18 protein-coding genes and 1 tRNA gene are annotated in these 17,830 nt (G+C 67.8%); 12 read left to right on the top strand and 7 right to left on the bottom strand.

What is annotated here, in order from left to right:
- Window positions 1-169: 169 nt before the first annotated feature.
- Window positions 170-718, bottom strand: coding sequence for a DNA-binding protein (locus OHT51_RS21255; RefSeq protein ID WP_328880513.1), 549 nt, complete (start codon window positions 716-718; stop codon window positions 170-172).
- A 181-nt stretch (window positions 719-899) separates the two neighbouring features.
- Here OHT51_RS21255 and OHT51_RS21250 point away from each other — a divergent pair.
- From OHT51_RS21250 to OHT51_RS21235, 4 genes are all read left to right on the top strand, one after another.
- A tRNA-Ala gene (locus tag OHT51_RS21250) sits at window positions 900-972 on the top strand.
- A gap of 405 nt (window positions 973-1,377) precedes the next feature.
- Window positions 1,378-1,560, top strand: coding sequence for a hypothetical protein (locus OHT51_RS21245; protein WP_328884625.1), 183 nt, complete (start codon window positions 1,378-1,380; stop codon window positions 1,558-1,560).
- Window positions 1,557-2,231 (top strand): RNA polymerase sigma factor, encoded by a 675-nt coding sequence (locus OHT51_RS21240; RefSeq protein ID WP_328880512.1) that lies wholly within the window; start codon window positions 1,557-1,559, stop codon window positions 2,229-2,231. The genes OHT51_RS21245 and OHT51_RS21240 overlap by 4 nt, the downstream gene beginning before the upstream one ends.
- Window positions 2,215-3,057, top strand: a complete 843-nt coding sequence (locus OHT51_RS21235) for a hypothetical protein (protein ID WP_328880511.1) — start codon at window positions 2,215-2,217, stop codon at window positions 3,055-3,057. Before OHT51_RS21240 ends, OHT51_RS21235 begins: the two co-directional genes overlap by 17 nt.
- Before the next feature lie 127 nt (window positions 3,058-3,184).
- Here OHT51_RS21235 and OHT51_RS21230 read toward each other — a convergent pair whose 3' ends face one another.
- The gene (locus tag OHT51_RS21230) at window positions 3,185-3,892 is read right to left on the bottom strand and encodes a DUF5324 family protein (RefSeq protein WP_328880510.1); all 708 of its coding nucleotides are present in this window, start codon (window positions 3,890-3,892) and stop codon (window positions 3,185-3,187) included.
- Window positions 3,893-4,218: 326 nt separating this feature from the next.
- Between OHT51_RS21230 and OHT51_RS21225 the strand changes: the two genes are divergently transcribed.
- Together OHT51_RS21225 and OHT51_RS21220 are read left to right on the top strand one after the other, a co-directional pair.
- On the top strand, window positions 4,219-4,746 hold the full coding sequence (locus OHT51_RS21225; RefSeq protein WP_328880509.1) for a peptidylprolyl isomerase: 528 nt from the start codon (window positions 4,219-4,221) through the stop codon (window positions 4,744-4,746).
- Between the two features lie 109 nt (window positions 4,747-4,855).
- Window positions 4,856-5,740, top strand: coding sequence for a rhomboid family intramembrane serine protease (locus tag OHT51_RS21220; protein WP_328880508.1), 885 nt, complete (start codon window positions 4,856-4,858; stop codon window positions 5,738-5,740).
- 374 nt (window positions 5,741-6,114) lie between these two features.
- Here OHT51_RS21220 and crgA read toward each other — a convergent pair whose 3' ends face one another.
- A complete protein-coding gene (gene crgA, locus OHT51_RS21215; protein ID WP_328425900.1) occupies window positions 6,115-6,369 on the bottom strand; it encodes a cell division protein CrgA in 255 nt (84 codons plus the stop codon).
- 141 nt (window positions 6,370-6,510) lie between these two features.
- On the opposite strand from crgA, the gene OHT51_RS21210 reads away from it, so the two are divergent.
- From OHT51_RS21210 to OHT51_RS21185, 6 genes are read left to right on the top strand one after another with little or no spacing between them, the layout of a single operon-like run.
- Window positions 6,511-7,287, top strand: coding sequence for a DUF881 domain-containing protein (locus OHT51_RS21210; RefSeq protein WP_328880507.1), 777 nt, complete (start codon window positions 6,511-6,513; stop codon window positions 7,285-7,287).
- A 24-nt stretch (window positions 7,288-7,311) separates the two neighbouring features.
- Complete coding sequence (locus OHT51_RS21205) at window positions 7,312-8,037, top strand: class E sortase (protein ID WP_328884389.1); 726 nt, start codon at window positions 7,312-7,314, stop codon at window positions 8,035-8,037.
- 17 nt (window positions 8,038-8,054) lie between these two features.
- Window positions 8,055-8,252, top strand: coding sequence for a hypothetical protein (locus OHT51_RS21200; protein ID WP_164905044.1), 198 nt, complete (start codon window positions 8,055-8,057; stop codon window positions 8,250-8,252).
- Window positions 8,249-8,887 (top strand): aminodeoxychorismate/anthranilate synthase component II, encoded by a 639-nt coding sequence (locus OHT51_RS21195; RefSeq protein WP_328880506.1) that lies wholly within the window; start codon window positions 8,249-8,251, stop codon window positions 8,885-8,887. Before OHT51_RS21200 ends, OHT51_RS21195 begins: the two co-directional genes overlap by 4 nt.
- Window positions 8,884-10,161 carry a class E sortase gene (locus OHT51_RS21190; protein WP_328880505.1) on the top strand — a complete coding sequence of 426 codons (1,278 nt, stop codon included), beginning with the start codon at window positions 8,884-8,886 and terminating at the stop codon, window positions 10,159-10,161. Before OHT51_RS21195 ends, OHT51_RS21190 begins: the two co-directional genes overlap by 4 nt.
- Window positions 10,162-10,175: 14 nt before the next feature.
- Entirely contained in the window at window positions 10,176-10,937 is a 762-nt protein-coding gene (locus tag OHT51_RS21185) for a class E sortase (protein ID WP_328880504.1), read from the top strand.
- 100 nt (window positions 10,938-11,037) lie between these two features.
- On the opposite strand, the gene pknB is transcribed toward OHT51_RS21185, so the two are convergent.
- The 4 genes from pknB to OHT51_RS21165 form a co-directional block, all read right to left on the bottom strand.
- Window positions 11,038-13,050: a Stk1 family PASTA domain-containing Ser/Thr kinase gene (pknB, locus tag OHT51_RS21180; RefSeq protein ID WP_328880503.1), complete on the bottom strand. Its 2,013-nt coding sequence runs from the start codon at window positions 13,048-13,050 to the stop codon at window positions 11,038-11,040.
- A 169-nt stretch (window positions 13,051-13,219) separates the two neighbouring features.
- Complete coding sequence (locus OHT51_RS21175; protein ID WP_328880502.1) at window positions 13,220-14,698, bottom strand: peptidoglycan D,D-transpeptidase FtsI family protein; 1,479 nt, start codon at window positions 14,696-14,698, stop codon at window positions 13,220-13,222.
- Window positions 14,695-16,143, bottom strand: a complete 1,449-nt coding sequence (locus OHT51_RS21170; RefSeq protein WP_328880501.1) for an FtsW/RodA/SpoVE family cell cycle protein — start codon at window positions 16,141-16,143, stop codon at window positions 14,695-14,697. The genes OHT51_RS21175 and OHT51_RS21170 overlap by 4 nt, the downstream gene beginning before the upstream one ends.
- Window positions 16,144-16,170: 27 nt before the next feature.
- The gene (locus OHT51_RS21165; protein ID WP_328884388.1) at window positions 16,171-17,757 is read right to left on the bottom strand and encodes a Stp1/IreP family PP2C-type Ser/Thr phosphatase; all 1,587 of its coding nucleotides are present in this window, start codon (window positions 17,755-17,757) and stop codon (window positions 16,171-16,173) included.
- Window positions 17,758-17,830: the final 73 nt, after the last annotated feature.

Raw genomic sequence — 17,830 nt, 5'->3', positions numbered from 1 at the left:
CTTCGACTACCCCCCTGCTTCCCCCTCGACGAGCGATACGACTCCCCCTCGCTGACTCCCCTTCTCGCCCAGCCACGGCGAGGGACACTCCCGCCGCGCCCCCGTGCCCGCTCAGGACGTGGGCCGTCGGCCCGGTTGCCGAACCCCCTTCGGCGACCGGGCCTCAGGGTCAGTTCTGGTGGGACTGGTAGTGCGTGACCGCGTCGGACGTGCGGCCGGCGCCGTACACCCGGAGGAACTCTGCCAGTTCCGGGTGGGTGGGGGCGAGGGTGTCGGCGGCGTCGATGATGTCTCCGGCTGCCGCCACCGAGCGCAGCAGAGACTGGATCTCACGGACCACCCGCTTGACCGTGGGCGCGCCCGAACTGCTCGTCGTCTGCGTCGTGTTGCTCAGCACCGAACCCCCCTGCGACTTCTTGATCTCTTCCATGCGCTCGGTGGCCTCCGCCGCGCTCACGCTGCCGTCCGCGACCTGCCCCGCCAGGTCCTGCAGCAGCTGCACCCGCTGGACCACTGCGGGATTGCCGATCTTCGCCCGCTGGCCGCTCATCAGCTGCGACAGCATCGGTGCGGACAGTCCCAGTACCCCCGCAAGACGAGCCTGGTTGAGACCAAGATCGTCGATGAGCTTACGGAAGAGCGTCCCCAGCGGCTCCCCGTACCAGTTCCGCTGCAGATCCCGCGCTCTTGCGGTGGCTTCCTGCTGTGCGGCGTCCATTGCGTCTCCCCATCGCTTCCCCAAAACCGCGGTTCGCTGTCGCGAACCACGCCGAGCATCTTACGGAGAGTGGTCGTTCATCGGGACCCCCAATCTTTTTGCGAGATACGGGGGGCGACCCGGTACTCTGGTCTGCGGCGCCCGCCGGTACGTGGTTCTTCCGGTTGGTTGCTCCCCTTCCGGGGCCTTAGCTCAGTTGGTAGAGCGCTGTCTTTGCATGGCAGATGTCAGGGGTTCGACTCCCCTAGGCTCCACACTCCGGACCGGTCAGATGCCTCGTCGCCTCTGGCCGGTTTTTGTATGCCCTGCGACCTCCTACGGGCGCGAAGCCCTGAGTGACGTGTGTCACGTGGCGGGCTCTGAGGTCGTTGCAGACGTTTGCGCAAATGTGTCGGATCAGTGGATCCCGCGAGGTCGGTGCGCAGGTGGCGGACGTGGCGCCAGGGTGGCGGGCTCGGGCGGGGAGGCCGCGTGTGAGCTGGCGTGAACGTGATGGCGTAATCAGAGGGCTGCGCTCCGTTAAGAAAATCTGTGCGGGACTTGCACACACGGGCCGTTGCAAACGTCATCGTGGGCGGAGGGCGTAAACACGCGCCGTCCCGAGGCCCACCGGGGGTGCTGAGCGGCCTCGCCTTGCATCAGGAAGGCACAACAGCACAGTGACGATGGACATTGCCGGTGAGGTGATCCTGGCGGCGCTCGCCCTACGGGTGTTCGGCCGTGACGCGGTCGTTCTGTTGCGTCGGCTGGCCGCGGCCGGAGTACGGGCGGGCATCAGCGAGATGAGGCGCGACCTCCCCGAGGGCGCCAAGGACTCACACCACGAGGGGCAGGCGTCGTGAATCAGGACCTGCCGAGCCAAGCCCCTCGCGCCCCGCGCATGAAGAAACTGCCGCTGGACTTCGAGGCCTTCCACCAGATGTACCGGCCGCTGTATGTCAATTGGGCCAAGTCCAGGCTGGGTAACTGGCACGACGCCGAGGAAGCGGTCGACGCCGCTTTCGAGCAGCTGTTGAAGGCGTGGAGCACCGTGCTCTCCAAGGAGAACCCCGCCGCGTACGCCTGGCGCGTGCTCAAGAACAGCACCATCGACCACTCCCGCACCCGCGACCGCCGCCCGGCCCTCATCGGCGAGGCCTTCGAGACCGTGGCGTTGAACCGGGCCGTGGACCCCATCAGCCAACTCGAGGAAAGCCTCAACCTCTACGCGGAGATCGGCCAGCTGCCGCCGCGTCAGATGGACGTGGTTCTCCTGCACTTCGGGCTCGGCTACAGCGCGGTCGAGATAGCCGCCGCTCTCGGTATCACCCCGGCCGGCGTTCGCTCCACGGTCCGCCACGCCAAACGGCGCCTCCAGCACGCGTATGGCGTGAAGAAGAGCCTCGCGGAATCCCGTACGGATGCCGAGCCCTGTACGGGCGCGGAAGGGCAGGCCCAAGAAGGACAGGCCGGCGAAGGGCAGGCCGACGGAGGGCAGGTTGACGGAGGGAATGCCGATGACATCGCCCCTTGACGAGCTGCTCGGCCGGGCCCGCCTTCTCCGGCCGCCCTACGGCCAGGCAGCCATAGAGGCGGCTGCCGTACGCCTGTCCGCGCGTGCCGCCTCCTTCCTGAACCCAATCGACCCGAGCCCGGCAGACGGCACCGCCGGCCAGGTCCCGCCGATCGCGCAAGGCCAGGCTCCACCGGCCGACGAGCGCTCCGCCGCCGACGATCTTCAGACCCTCTGCGAGACGGTCATCACCCACACCGACGCTCTCGCTGATCTTGAGGAGTTCCTCGCCCGAGCGCTTCCCCAACCTCCGGGAGCCCGTGTCCTCGGCTGCATGCTTCAGCTCTGTGCGCGGGAGGAGTCGGCACGCTTCTGGTGGCAGTACGCCGCGGGCGCCGGTGACTCCGCTGCCAGCTACTGCCTCTATCTGCACCACCGCGCCCTGGGCGAACCCGGCGTCGCCGACTGGTGGCAGACGCAGCACGCGCGGTACGCCCGCAGCGTCCGGCCTGAGATGGACGACCCGCACGGCGAGGCCACCGTCGGGGTGGATGCCGCCATCCGCATCGAGGAATCCGGTCCGGAACCCCAGGACGAGATCAGCACTACCCTCCGCGTCCTGCGCGCGCTCAAACCCGACTGCTCACCCGTCCCCGACCCCGTCAACGCCGTCCTGCACTACATCCCCGCCGCCGTTGCCTACGTCGACGACGACCTGGACCTTCCGTTGCCGGACCCCGACTTCGCCGACCGAATACGCGCCCTGGCCACACCGGAACCGGTGGCGCAGGACACCGTGCGGCGTGGCCGCAGGCTCGCCCCCCTACCGTCGCGCCGGCGGACGTGACCGGCGTTTCACGTGAAACATCGCCGTTGGGCTGGAGGCCCTCAAGTCTCCCGCCCCACAGCGCAGTTCAATATCCCGGCCGTAGCCGGCCTTCACCTCACCGGTCCTCGTCTCACCGACCCTCGCCCTACCGGCCGTCGTCGCGGCGGGCGGCCTCCTCCTCGGCTTCCTTCGCCTCGACCTCGGGATCGAGGGCACCACTGCCGTCCACCGAAGTGAGACGGTTCGACTCGGGGACCTCGGTCGCGGCGGGAGGCTCGACCAGCCAGTCCGGGTTGGCCTGCTTGTCCCACCACTTCCACGCGGCGAAAGCTCCGCCAGCGAGGGCGCCGAGCACCGCCAGCACCTTCATGGCACGGCCGGCCCTGGCGCGCCGCTCATGCCTGCGGACGAGCTTCTCGATCTCCTTCGGCGAGACCTGGCCGCGCAGCGCGGCAACGGCGGCCAAGCCGCGCGCGGTGGCCTCGTCCCTGACGGGCCCGGCCGCGGCCACTGCCTGCTCAAGCCTCGGCCGGGAGTAGTCGGCGGCCTGACGGGCAGCCTTACGGGTACGGACGGCGGCTTCATGCGCGGCGTTGTCGACGCCCGGCGGCACATGGGCAAGGGCCTGCTCCAAGCGCGGCGCGACATACACGCCGTACTGAAGCCGGGCCTGGGCGCGGGCCTGCTCGGTGGCCTGCGTCACCTTCGGCGCGAGCCGTACGCGTGCCTCGTGCGCGTAGTGCGTGGCCCTGTCCTTGGCGGTGTCGGCGTAGGGCGCCACCACTTCCGCGGCGTGCAGCACGCTGTCCTTCGCCGAGCCGGTCGCGGCGCGCACGCTGTCGATGCGGGTCACGGGTTCCTCCTCCACGGTGGCGTACGGTAATTCGACTTTCCACACTTTTACGGATCATGCCTGTCAGAACGCTGCCCGGCATGTGAGGGCGGGCATATGGGTGCCCATAAGCTTGATCAAGTGCGATAACGGACCAATGCGGGGCAACGGTGGCTTGTCGTCGACAATGCCACGGTTCTCCGCGTCGCGCCCCCGCCACGGACCGACTCGTCGGGTTTTCTGCAAGCAATCCGCCCGGTTGCGTACCGGTGAACGAGCGCTGGGGGACGGATGTCGCCGTACGTGCGAGGATCGTGGGGTCACAGGAAGACAACGGAAGGCAGATCGTGGCCGAGCAGCTCTACGCCACCCTGAAGACCAACCAAGGCGACATCGAGGTCCGGCTCCTCCCGAATCACGCGCCGATCACGGTCAAGAACTTCGTCGAACTCGCCAAGGGCGAGCGGGAGTGGACGAACCCCACCACTGGTGAGAAGTCCGCGGCCAAGCTCTACGACGGCACGGTCTTCCACCGGGTCATCAGCGGCTTCATGATCCAGGGCGGTGACCCCCTGGGCAATGGCACCGGTGGCCCCGGCTACCAGTTCCAGGACGAGTTCCACCCGGACCTCTCCTTCGACAGGCCGTACCTGCTGGCGATGGCCAACGCCGGACCGGGCACCAACGGCTCGCAGTTCTTCGTCACGGTCTCCCCGACGACCTGGCTGAACCGCAAGCACACCATCTTCGGCGAGGTCGTCGACCCGGCCAGCCAGAAGGTCGTCGACGCCATCGCGAGCGTCCAGACCAACCCCCGCACCGACCGCCCGCTCAACGACGTCGTCATCGAGTCGGTCGTCGTCGAGACCCGCTGAGGCCGGGTCCGACACCTCCCGCAGGGAACCAATCGCCCCGCTCGTCCGTAAGGATGAGCGGGGCGATGTATGAGGACGTGCATCGCGTACGACGACCTAGGGGACCCTCATGGACCAGCCGGCAGGCAGCCCGCAGGACGCGCAGAGCCTGCCCGTCTGCTACCGCCACCCGGACCGCGAGACCGGCATCCGCTGCACCCGCTGCGAGCGCCCCATCTGCCCGGAATGCATGGTCAGCGCCTCCGTCGGCTTCCAGTGCCCCGACTGCGTCCGCGGCGGCTCCGGCACCGGACACGCCCCTGACGCCGCCCGCCCCCGCACCATCGCAGGCGGCACCATCGCGGCCGACCCGCGCCTGCTCACCAAGATCCTCATCGGGATCAACCTCGCCGTCTTCATCGCTGTACAGACCAGCACCGCGCTCCTGAACGACCTCGTCCTCATCGGCGCCTGGCCCCCCGCCCCCTTCAACCCCACCGAGGGCGTCGCCGAAGGCCAGTGGTACCGCCTGGTGACCTCGATGTTCGCGCATGAGGCCATCTGGCACTTCGCCTTCAACATGCTGAGCCTGTGGTGGCTGGGCGGCCCCCTGGAAGCCGCCCTCGGCCGTGCCCGCTACATCGCGCTCTACTTCTGCTCGGGCCTCGCGGGCAGCGCCCTCACCTACCTGTTGGCCGGCCCGACCACGGCCTCGCTCGGTGCGTCCGGCGCCATCTTCGGCCTCTTCGGCGCCACCGCCATCCTGATGCGGCGACTCCAGTACGACATGCGGCCGATCATCGCCCTGCTGGTGATCAACCTGATCTTCACCTTCGGGTGGAGCAACATCGCCTGGCAGGCCCACATCGGCGGCCTCGTCGCCGGCGTCGTCATCGGCTACGCCATGGTCCACGCCCCACGCGAGCGCCGGGCGCTGGTGCAGTACGGCACATGTGCGCTGGTCCTGGCCGCGGTGGTGCTGATGACCGTGCTGAGAACGCTCCAGCTCACCTGAGCCACGGCGTTATCCACGTGAGCGGCGCTGTTGTCCACAGCGTGTGGTGGATCTTGTGCGCACGGTGTGGGAACAGCTTCGCCCCCTGTCCAAGCCCTACGTTTCCGCAGGTCAGACAGGGGGCGTACGTGCGTTCGAGAGCTCTTCAGGTGACCGGTGTGGCTGTCATACCGGCGTCAACCCCCGATGGGTTATCCACAGATCGTCGTCTTTTCCCCAGTCAGCTTGTGGAAATTGCTGCAAGGCTGTGGATAACTCAGCGGATAGTCCTGGGCAGAACTCTGTTCACCGTGAAGTGGCCGCCATGTCGACTGCCACGTCGACTGTCTCGTCGTCCGCCGCTGGGGCTGCCGCCGAGGCTGCCGCCTCGACCGCTACTTCCACTGAGTGGAGACACCGAAGCCGGCGGCGATGAAGCCGAAGCCCACGACGATGTTCCAGTTGCCCAGCGCATCGAGGGGCAGCGAACCGTCGGTCACATAGAAGACGACGATCCAGGCGAGGCCGATGAGGAACATGGCCAGCATCACGGGCGCGACCCAGGCGCGGCTGTTCAGCTTGATCGCGGTCGTCTGCTTCGACGGCGGCGGCGTGTAGTCGGCCTTCTTGCGGATACGTGACTTCGGCACGAGGGTCTCTCCTGTCGATGCGCTGCGTGGCCGCGCAGGGAACTGTGGCTGGCTCGGGGCAGCGTACAAGGGGACTCTGATTGCTCCCCCGGGCGTCCGTTAGCGTAGTGCTTCCGCGGCGCCGAAGGAGATAAGGGTACGTTGAGCAATTCTGCCGACTCCCCCGGGGCTGGATCCAGCCCTGTACGCGGCCGATTCCGGCCGGTGCGGGTGCTGACCGCGGCCGTTTTCGCTCTCGCCGGGCTCATTTTCTTCACCAGCTTCGACACGGCCAAGGGCACCAATATCCGCACGGACGCCTCGCTGCTGAAGCTCTCGGACCTGATCCACGAGCGCAGCCACAAGAACGGCGAGCTGGGCGAGTCCAACGCGGCTCTGCAGGACGATGTGGAAGGCCTGGCCGAGCGCGACGACGGCAGCACCAAGGCCGAGGACGACAAGCTGGCCGCGTTGGAGCAGAACGCGGGCACGCAGAAGCTGACGGGCGAGGCGATCTCGGTCACGCTCAACGACGCCCCGCCGGACGCCACTGCCAAGCTCCCCGGTTATCCCGAGCCGCAGCCCGACTACCTGGTCATTCACCAGCAGGACCTCCAGGCCGTGGTGAACGCGCTGTGGCAGAGCGGCGCCAAGGGCATCAAGGTCATGGACCAGCGGCTGATCTCCACCAGCGCGGTCCGCTGCGTCGGCAACACCCTGATCCTCCAGGGCCGGGTCTACTCACCGCCGTACAAGATCACGGCGGTCGGTGATCCGGAGAAGATGCAGCAGGCGCTCGCGGCCTCGACGGCGATCCAGAACTACATGGTGTACGTCAATGTCTACGGCCTCGGCTGGAAAGTCACCGAGGACGGGACGGTGACTCTGCCGGGTTACTCGGGCACAGTGGATCTGCAGTACGCCAAGCCCGTGGAGTGAGTGAGCCCCTCTCTGGAGCTGCCGGTGCGTGTCGTCGTCAGGACCGTCAGCGAACTGTGCATCACAGTCGGCACCGTGATCGTCCTCTTCGTCATCTATGTACTGTTCTGGACCGGCGTGAAGGCCGACAACGTCATGGACGACCAGATCAGTCAGTTACAGGACCAGTGGGCGCAAGGGGCGGTACGCCCGACGGCCGCGGCCCCCGGCGGTCCGGCAGGTCCGGGCGCCGATACGACTCCGGGCGCGACCACGAGTCCGCCGAAGCCCGCCCCGTACACCGCGGACAAGCCCTTCGCGATCATGTACATCCCGCGCCTTGGTTTCACGTGGAACAAGCCGGTACTCGAAGGCACCGCCACCAAGACCCTCAAGAAGGGCCTCGGCCACTACGCGCGCACCGCCCAGCTCGGTCAGAAGGGCAACTTCTCGGTCGCCGGCCATCGGCGCACGTACGGCGACCCCTTCAAGGACTTCCCGAGGCTGCGGGCCGGCGATGCGGTGGTGCTGACGGACGGTACGACCTGGTTCACGTACCGGATCGACAAAGGCCCTTACAAAACCGTGCCCACCGACATTGAGGTGATTGACCCTGTGCCCCGTAAGTCGGGGTACACGCGTGAAGGCCGGTATCTGACCCTGACCACGTGCGATCCCGAGTGGGGTCACAGTCACCGGCTGATCGTGTGGGCCCATCTCGACTCCACCCAGCCTGTGGAGGCCGGGAAACCGGAGGCGTTGCGCCGTTAGTCTGGTGGCTGTACGGCGTGAGTCTGGTGCCGTGGTGCGACGGAAGGGACGGCATGTACGGCTGGATCTGGCGGCATCTGCCGGGGAACGCGTGGGTGAGGGCGCTGCTCTCGCTCGCTCTGGTCGTGGCCGTGGTCTACGTCCTGTTCAACTACGTCTTCCCGTGGGCCGAACCGCTCCTGCCCTTCAACGATGTGACGGTGGACAACCAGTGAGCGCGCGCATTCTCGTCGTGGACAACTACGACAGCTTCGTCTTCAACCTGGTCCAGTACCTCTACCAGCTGGGCGCCGAGTGCGAGGTCCTGCGTAACGACGAGGTGTCGACGGCACACGCGCAGGACGGCTTCGACGGTGTCCTGCTGTCGCCGGGCCCGGGCACTCCCGAGGAGGCCGGGGTCTGCATCGAGATGGTGCGCCACTGCGCCTCGACCGGGGTGCCCGTCTTCGGCGTCTGTCTCGGCATGCAGTCGATGCAGGTGGCGTACGGCGGTGTCGTCGACCGAGCGCCCGAGCTGCTGCACGGCAAGACCTCGCTGGTCGAGCACGAGGGCCAGGGCGTCTTCGCGGGCCTGCCGACGCCCTTCACCGCGACCCGCTACCACTCGCTGGCCGCCGAGCCCGAGACGGTGCCGGCCGACCTCGAGGTCACCGCGCGCACGCACGACGGCATCATCATGGGCCTGCGTCATCGTGAACTTCCGGTCGAGGGCGTGCAGTTCCACCCCGAGTCCGTGCTGACCGAGCACGGGCACCGGATGCTGGCCAACTGGCTGGTGGAGTGCGGCGACCAGGGCGCGGTGGCGAGGTCGACGGGGCTCGCCCCGGTGGTGGGCAGGGCCACGGCGTGACCGCGCTGCGCCCCGAGCGCGAGTCCGGCGCCTCGTACGGGGAGTCCTTCACGGACTCCTACGGCGGTGTCGGCGACCAGGGCACCTCGTACGGGCAGCAGCCGTACGGGGCGTCGGGTGCGCTCGGGGAGCGGTACGGCGGGGAGGACCACGTCACTCAGGGTCAGGCGCACGGGCCGGGCGCCGAGGCGTACGGCGCCGACGGCTACGGCGGCGGATACACCTACGGCACCGACGGGTACGGCACGCAGCACCCCGGCACCGAGGGGTACGGCGCCGAGGGGGCCGCTGCGGCCCGGCAGCCGTACGAAGAACCGTATGCAGAGCCGTACATACCGCCCGCGGACGACGAGACGGTGGCCCTGCGGGTACCGGATCCGCCGCCCCTCGCCGGCCGCGTAGCGGCTTCTGCCGCCTCTTCCGCAGCTTCCGCCACAGGAACCCCGACAGGCGGCCGTGCGGCCCGCAGAAAGGCCGCCAAGCGGCGTCATGGGCGGCACGGCGGCTCCCACGCGGCGTCGGAGTCCGCCCAGACGGGCTCGGAATCCTCTCAGGCCCCCCTCTCGCGCCTGGAGGCCCGCAGACAGGCAAGGGCACGCAAGCCCAGCCCGGGCGTCCTCGCCAGCCGGGCGATCGGCGAGGTGTTCATCACCACCGGCGTGCTGATGCTGCTGTTCGTGAGCTACCAGCTGTGGTGGACGAACGTCCGGGCGCACGCCCAGGCGGACAAGGAAGCCAGCAGCCTCCAGAACGACTGGGCGAGCGGCAAGCGCAACCCGGGGACCTTCCAGCCGGGGCAGGGCTTCGCCATCCTGCACATCCCGAAGCTGGACGTCGTCGTCCCGATCGCCGAGGGCATCAGCAACAAGAAGGTGCTCGACCGGGGCATGGTCGGCCACTACGCCGAGGGCAAGCTGAAGACGGCGATGCCGGATGCCAAGACCGGCAACTTCGCGCTCGCCGGGCACCGCAACACCCATGGTGAACCGTTCCGGTACATCAACCGGCTCGCACAGGGCGACGAGATGGTCGTGGAGACGCAGGACAAGTACTACGTCTACAAGATGGCGTCGATCCTGCCGGTGACGTCGCCGAGCAACGTGAGCGTGCTGGAACCGGTTCCACCGGGGTCGGGCTTCACCGGGCCGGGCCGCTACATCACACTCACCACGTGTACGCCGGAGTTCACCAGCAAGTACCGGATGATCGTCTGGGGCAAGATGGTCGAGGAACGGCCGCGCAGCAAGGGCAAGCCGGATGCGCTCGTCAGTTAAAGGCAGATGAAAAAGTGGCAGCGACCACCGACGGCACCGAAGAGCAGACGGCCGCCCCCGCAGCACCGCGCCCCCCGGCACGCCGCCGCGGCAGGGGCCGGATCGCGACGGCGGTCAGCGTCTTCGGCGAACTCCTGATCACGGCGGGCCTGGTGCTGGGCCTGTTCGTCGCCTACTCCCTGTGGTGGACGAACGTCGTCGCCGACCGCGCGGCGGACAAACAGGCCGACAAGGTCCGTGACATCTGGGCCCACGAGGACGAGGACTCCGGCCGTCCCGCCGAGTTCGACTCCAAGAACGGCATCGGCTTCCTGCACGTGCCGACGATGAGCGGCGACGACATCCTGGTCGAGAAGGGCACGACGTCGAAGATCCTCAACGACGGCGTCGCCGGCTACTACACCGACCCCGTCAAGGCGACGCTGCCGACCTCGGGCAAGAAGGGCAACTTCTCCGTCGCCGCCCATCGCGACGGCCATGGCGCGGAGTTCCACAACATCCACAAGATCAAGAAGGGCGACCCGATCGTCTTCGAGACGAAGGGTGACTGGTACGTCTACAAGGTCTACGCCGTCCTCCCCGAGACCTCGAAGTACAACGTCAAGGTCCTCTCCGCCATCCCGAAGGAATCGGGCAAGACGAAGGCGGGGCACTACATCACGCTGACGACGTGCACGCCGGTGTACACGAGCCGGTACCGGTATGTGGTGTGGGGGGAGTTGGAGCGGGTGGAGAAGGTGGATGCGGAGCGGACGGTGCCGGAGGAGCTGCGTTAGCGGCAGCCCCCTTCGGCTGTTCGTTGCCGGACCGGGATGGATATGACTGAGCCCCGGTGCCCTGTTCGGGGCACCGGGGCTCAGCCTTTGATACCGGGGGTCAGTCCTCCGTGCGGGCCGACGTTCCCGTCACGCCGCCGAAGATCCCGCCGTTGTCGCCGCCGCCGTTGTTGCCGCCCTGGCCGGGCACGGCGACCAGGTTGACCGCTGTGCCCTTGGCGACCTGGGTGTTCGGCTGGGGGTCTTGGGTGAAGACGATGGCGTTGTCGTCCTGGGCACCCTGGATGTTGCCCACGGCCAGACCCGCGTCCTGGAGCGCCTTCTTGGCGTCCTTGAGGGACAGCTGGGTCACGGTCGGCACGGCCACCTGCTCCTGCTCGGCTGCCTTGCCGATCTGGATGGTCACGGTGGAGTTCTTGTTGGCGTCGCTGCCAGCCTCCGGCGAGGTTGCGATGACCTTGCCGACCTGGTTCGGGTCCTGGGTCTCCACCTCGGTGCAGGTGCCGACCAGGTTGTTGGCCGTCATCTGCGCCTTGGCCTCGTCACAGGTCTTGCCGAGGACGTCCGGGACGGTGGACTTCTCCTCCTCCTTGGCGACGGTGAGGGTGATCGTCGAGCCCTTCTCGACTTCCTCGCCCTTCACCGGGTCCTGATCGAGGACATTGTTTGCCTCATCCGAGGACTCTCGGAACTTCGTCTTGACCACCAACTGGTAGTCGTCGCCTTCGAGCTTGGTCTTCGCTTCGTCCAGATCCAGCCCGATCACGCTCGGCACCGTGACCTTCGGCGCACCCGTCGACACCACCAGATCGACCGAGGAGTTCTTGTCGACAGTGGTCTTGGGGTCGGGGTTCTGATCGCAGATCTTGCCCGCGGGCTGGGTCTCGCACGGCTTCTTCGTGACCTCGCCCACCTTGAGGTCGCTGTTCGTCAGCAAACTCTCGGCGTCCTTCTGGGACTGGTTGACCAGGTTGGGCACGGCCACCGTGCTGTTCCCGACGCCGTCGCCGCTGAACACCCACCGGCCGATCAGGACCGCGCCCACGAGGACCAGCACAGCCGCGACGACCAGCAGGATCGTCGAGGTGTTGGACTTCTTCTGCTGGCGGCGTCGGTCCGGGCGGTCGTCGTAGCCGTAGCCGCCGTCGTCCGGGTTCATGGGCGGCAGCATCGTCGTGGCGCCGCCGTCGGCGGAGCGCAAGGCCGTGGTCGGCTGGTCGTCCGGGTAGCCGCCGTAGCCCACCGAGCCCATGGCCGCCGTGGCGGCGACCGGCTGGCCGTCGAGGCATGCCTCGATGTCGGCGCGCATCTCGTCGGCCGACTGGTAGCGGTAGTTCGGGTCCTTCGTCAGCGCCTTCAGGACGATCGCGTCCATCTCGGGCGTGATCTCCGGGTCGAAGACCGAGGGCGCCTGCGGCTCTTCCCGTACGTGCTGGTACGCGACCGCGACCGGGGAGTCGCCTACGAAGGGGGGCCGCACCGTGAGGAGCTCGTACAGCAGGCAGCCGGTGGAGTACAGGTCCGAGCGGGCGTCCACCTGCTCGCCCTTCGCCTGCTCCGGCGAGAGGTACTGGGCGGTGCCGATCACGGCCGCGGTCTGCGTCATCGTCATGCCGGAGTCGCCCATGGCGCGGGCGATGCCGAAGTCCATCACCTTGACCTGGCCGTTGCGCGTCAGCATGACGTTCGCCGGCTTGATGTCGCGGTGGACGATGCCGTTGCGGTGCGCGTACTCCAGGCCCTGGAGGATGCCGATGGTCATCTCCATGGCGCGCTCCGGCAGCAGCTTGCGGCCGCTGTGAAGCAACTCACGAAGCGTGGAACCGTCGACGTACTCCATGACGATGTACGGGATCGACACGTTGTCGATGTAGTCCTCGCCCGTGTCGTAGACCGCCACGATCGCGGGATGGTTGAGCGAGGCGGCCGACTGGGCCTCCCGGCGGAACCGGGCCTGGAAAGACGGATCGCGCGCCAGGTCCGCGCGCAGCGTCTTCACCGCCACGGTGCGGCCGAGCCGGGTGTCATGCGCGAGGTATACCTCCGCCATGCCACCACGGCCGAGCACCTGGCCCAGCTCGTACCGGCCGCCGAGGCGACGCGGCTCTTCCATAGCTACCTACCAGCCCTCTCCGTCGGTCCCGCCGTCACCCTTGTGGGTGCGGAGGTGTGCCGTCCGGGCATACCGTACCCGGCTCATCTTGTGTGACCTGGCCAAGCCCGTAACCCGATACAGGACCGGTATCGCAACGTGCACCGATGTGAAGGGGACGTGAGCGGGGTCACTTCTTGCTGTCGATGACCGCCTCCATCACGCTCTTGGCGATGGGGGCCGCGAGACCGCCGCCGGAGATGTCGTCGCGGACCGCCTTCTCGTCCTCGATCACCACGGCCACGGCCACCGGCGAGCTGTTGTCGCTGAGCTTGGCGTAGGAGATGAACCACGCGTAGGGGTTCTCGCTGTTGTCCACACCGTGCTGGGCGGTACCGGTCTTGCCGCCGACCTTGAAGCCCTCGATCTGCGCCTTCTTACCGGTGCCGTCCTGGACGACCGTCTCCATCATCGACTGCAGGATCTGAGCGTTCGCCGGGGAGAGCGGCTTGCTCATCTCCTCGGGGTCGGTCTTCTCGAGCGGGTCGAGATTGTTGGTCTGGATCTCGTCGACCATGTACGGCTTCATCAGCGTGCCGTCGTTGGCGACGGCCGAGGCGACCATGGCCATCTGCAGCGGGGTGGTGGCGGTGTTGAACTGGCCGATGGAGGACAGTGCCGTCTGCGAGGGGTTCATGTTGTCGGAGAAGATCGACGCGCTGGTGCGGACCGGCGTGAACTGCTCCTCGGTGAAGCCGAACTTCTTGGCCGTCTCCAGCATCTTGTCGTTGCCGAGGTCCGAGCCGACCTTGCCGAAGACGGTGTTGCAGGAGTACTGCAGGGCGACCCTCAGGGTCGCGTCCTTGCAGGGGATGTTGCCCTCGTTCGGCAGCTTGGTGGTGGTGCCCTCCATGACCCACGGGTCCGGCGACTTCGTCTTCTCGTCGGCGTCCGTGTACAGGCCGTGCTCCAGGGCCGCGGCGGCGGTGACGACCTTGAAGGTCGAGCCCGGCGGGTAGACCTCGCGCAGCGCCCGGTTGAGCATCGGGTCGTCCGGGTTGTTCTTCTTCTGGAGCTTCTGCCACGCGTCGGTGTCGGTCGTCGTGGAGTTGCCGGCGAAGGACGAGGGGTCGTACGACGGGTAGGAGGCCAGCGCCAGGATCTTGCCGGTCGACGGCTCGATGGCCGCGACGGCGCCCTTGGCGCCCTGTTTCTTCAGACCGTTGTACGCGGCCTTCTGCGCGGCGCCGCTGAGGGTGGTGACGACGTTTCCACCCTCCTTCTCCTTGCCCGTGAGCATGTCGAGGGTGTTGCGGAAGAACAGCCGGTCGTCGTTGCCGGTGAGGATGCCGTCCTCGATGGACTCCAGCTGGGTGGCACCGAAAGCCTGCGAGGCGTATCCGGTGACGGGCGCCCACATGGGGCCGTTCGTATAGGTGCGCTTGAACTTGAAGTCGCTGCCCGAGGTCTCGTCCGAGCCGGTGATGGCCTTGCCGTCGACGATTATGTCGCCGCGGGGTGTGCCGTAGCGCTCGATGACGACGCGGCGGTTGTTCTTGTCGGTCCTGAGCTCGTCGGCCTGGACGTACTGGATCCAGTTGTCGCGGATGAGAAGCGCCAGGACCAGAAGTCCGCAGAAGATCGCGATCCGGCGTAGGGGCTTGTTCACGGACGGACCACCTGGGTCATCTCGGCGTCGGGATTGGGCGCGGGGGCGGGCGCCGGGCGGCGTGCGGTGTCGCTGATGCGCAGCAGGATGCCGATCAGAGCCCAGTTGGCGATGACGGAGGAACCGCCGTACGCCACGAACGGCAGCGTCATACCGGTCAGCGGGATGAGGCCCATCACACCGCCGGCCACGACGAAGACCTGGAGGGCGAAGGCGCCGGACAGGCCGACGGCCAGCAGCTTGCCGAACGGGTCGCGGGCCGCGAGTGCCGTGCGCACACCGCGCTCGACGATCAGCCCGTAGACCAGCAGGATCGCCATGACGCCGGCCAGACCCAGCTCCTCGCCGAAGGTGGCGAGGATGAAGTCGGAGTTGGCGGCGAAGCCGATGAGGTCGGAGTTGCCCTGGCCGAGGCCGGTGCCGAGGGTGCCACCGGAACCGAACGCCCATAGGGCCTGCATGGCCTGCTCGGAGTGGACGATGCCGTCCTGGACGCCGGAGCGGGAGAGCGCGAACTCGCGCGCCGGGTCGAGCCAGGCCTGCACACGCGTCTGGATGTGCGGCTCGAAGCTCGCCACACCGACGGCGCCGACCGCGGACATCAGCAGACCGAAGACGATCCAGCTGGTCCGCTCGGTGGCGACGTACAGCATGATGACGAACATTCCGAAGAACAGCAGCGACGTACCGAGGTCGGTCTCGAAGACCAGGATGAGGATCGAGATCACCCAGACGACGAGGATCGGACCGAGGTCGCGGCCGCGCGGCAGATACAAGCCCATGAAGCGGCGGCTGGCCAGGGCCAGGGCGTCTCTCTTGACCATGAGATAGCCGGCGAAGAAGACAGCGAGAATGATTTTCGCGAACTCGCCGGGTTGGAGCGTGCCGAGACCGGGGATCTTGATCCAGATCTTGGCGCCGTACACGTCCGCGCCGAGCCCTGGTACGAGCGGCAGGAGGAGCAGGAACAGCGCGGCGGCCATGGAGATGTACGTGTAGCGCTGCAGGACCCGGTGGTCCTTGAGGAAGATCAGCACGGCCACCAGCAGCGCGACGCCCATCGCGGAGTACAGCAACTGGCGCGGTGCCGCCTCGACGAAGGTCTTGCTCTGCTGGAGTTTCTCCGACTGGTCCAGACGCCAGATCACTACCAGGCCGATGCCGTTCAGCAGCGTGGCCAGCGGCAGCATCAGGGGGTCGGCGTAAGGCGCGAACTTCCGTACGGCGAGATGGCCGATGCCGGCCAGCAGGCCGAGGCCGATTCCGTAGCTCAGAAGACCGGCCGGTACCTGGTCATTGATCGCCAGCCCCACGTTGGCATAGGCGAACACCGGAATGGCAACCGCGAACACCAGCAACGCGAGCTCGGTGTTGCGCCTGCTCGGCGCGCCGATCGCGCCGATCGTGGACGTGTGATGCGTCGGCGAGTTCGAAGTACTGCTCATCGTGTGACGGGGCCTCTCACGGCTTGCCTACTGCGTACCGCAGTTCGAGACGACCTTCTGCTCTTCCTCCGAGAGAGTGGGGCCGGGGTTTGGCGTCGCAGTCGGTGTCGGGGAGGTGGAGGTGGACGGGGGCGGGGACTTGGTGGACGCCGACGGATTCGGCGTCGGTGTCGCCTTGGACGTAAGGGAGGTACGGGTGGTTCCCGTGGTGCCTCCGGCCTCGCCCTCGCCCGTCTTGGAGTTCTGCTCGCTCTGCGCGGCCTGCTGCTCGGACCGCTTCTTGCACGCGGAGGCCTGCAGCGCCAGCTCGTCGATCTTCGCCTGGGCGTCCTTGAGGCCGCCCTCGGTGATGGTCCCCTCGACGAGCTTCTGCTGGTACGGCGGCAGGTACTTGAGTTCGATCTCGGGGTGATCCTTCTCCACCTTCGAGAGCGAGACCCAGGCCAGGTCCTGGCTGATCCCGCGATACAGGGCGACGTGTTCCTCGTTGGTGCCGACGTAGTACTGGGTCTGCGTCCAGCGCCAGCCGCCGTACAGACCGCCGCCGATGACGGCGAGGGCGAGGGCCGAGTAGAAGGATCTCTTCAGCCACGTACGGCCCTTGCGGGGCTTGACGAAGTCGTCGTCGGTGTAGTCGCCGAAGCCGCCCGCAGGTACGTAGCCGGTGGTGTCGCCGGAGCCGGGCGGGCCGAACTCGCCGCCTCCACCGCCCTGGCCGGGCACCTGACGGCCGAGCCCGGAGGCGCGGCCGGCGGGGGTCTGCATGATGCCGTTGTCGTGCAGGTGGTGCTGCTGGTTCTCGGCGACCGCGCCGACCACGACCGGAGTGTCGGACAGCTGCCCGGCCAGGGTGTCGCCGGTGTCCAGGTCGAGGACGTCGGCGATGATCACGGTGATGTTGTCGGGGCCGCCGCCGCGCAGCGCCAGCTGGATGAGCTCCTGGACGGTCTCCTGGGGGCCCTGGTAGCTGGCGAGGGTGTCCTCCAGGGTCTGGTGGGACACCACGCCGGAGAGGCCGTCGGAGCAGATCAGGTACCGGTCGCCGGCGCGGACTTCACGGATGGAGAGGTCGGGCTCGACGTGGTCGCCGCTGCCCAGCGCGCGCATGAGGAGGGACCGCTGCGGATGCGTGGTCGCTTCTTCCTCGGTGATGCGGCCCTCGTCGACGAGGCGCTGCACCCAGGTGTGGTCCTGCGTGATCTGCGTCAGCACGCCGTCGCGGAGCAGGTACGCGCGCGAGTCGCCGACGTGGACGAGGCCGAGGCGCTGTCCGGTCCACAGCAGGGCCGTGAGCGTGGTGCCCATGCCCTCCAGCTGCGGGTCCTCGTCGACCATCCCGCGCAGCTGGTCGTTGGCGCGCTGCACGGCCGTACCGAGCGAGGTGAGGATGTCGGAGCCGGGGACGTCGTCGTCGAGGGCGACGATGGTGGAGATCGCCTCGGAGGAGGCGACCTCGCCCGCGGCGGCGCCGCCCATGCCGTCGGCGATGGCGAGCAGGCGGGGTCCGGCGTATCCGGAGTCCTCGTTGCCCTCCCGGATCATGCCTTTGTGCGATCCGGCGGCGAAGCGCAGTGACAGACTCATGCGCACCTCGCCCGTCGGCTCCGGGTACATCCGCACGGTGCCCACCCTCCGGTCGGGAGCGCGCCGGGGCCCCTGGTGGGGGCCGCCACTGCGTGCTCGCTCC

The sequence above is a fragment of the Streptomyces sp. NBC_00299 genome (genome assembly GCF_036173045.1).
Taxonomy (GTDB): Bacteria; Actinomycetota; Actinomycetes; order Streptomycetales; family Streptomycetaceae; genus Streptomyces; species Streptomyces machairae.
The sequence above is the reverse complement of the archived record's forward strand: the minus strand, read 5'-3'. Positions and strand labels throughout refer to the sequence as shown.

Coding starts and splice junctions, on each gene's coding strand:
- OHT51_RS21220 (WP_328880508.1), top strand. CDS start 4,856: ATGGACCAGCCGGCAGGCAGCCCGCAGGACGCGCAGAGCCTGCCCGTC.
- OHT51_RS21235 (WP_328880511.1), top strand. CDS start 2,215: ATGACATCGCCCCTTGACGAGCTGCTCGGCCGGGCCCGCCTTCTCCGG.
- OHT51_RS21170 (WP_328880501.1), bottom strand. CDS start 16,143: ATGAGCAGTACTTCGAACTCGCCGACGCATCACACGTCCACGATCGGC.
- pknB (WP_328880503.1), bottom strand. CDS start 13,050: ATGGAAGAGCCGCGTCGCCTCGGCGGCCGGTACGAGCTGGGCCAGGTG.
- OHT51_RS21255 (WP_328880513.1), bottom strand. CDS start 718: ATGGACGCCGCACAGCAGGAAGCCACCGCAAGAGCGCGGGATCTGCAG.
- OHT51_RS21165 (WP_328884388.1), bottom strand. CDS start 17,757: ATGTACCCGGAGCCGACGGGCGAGGTGCGCATGAGTCTGTCACTGCGC.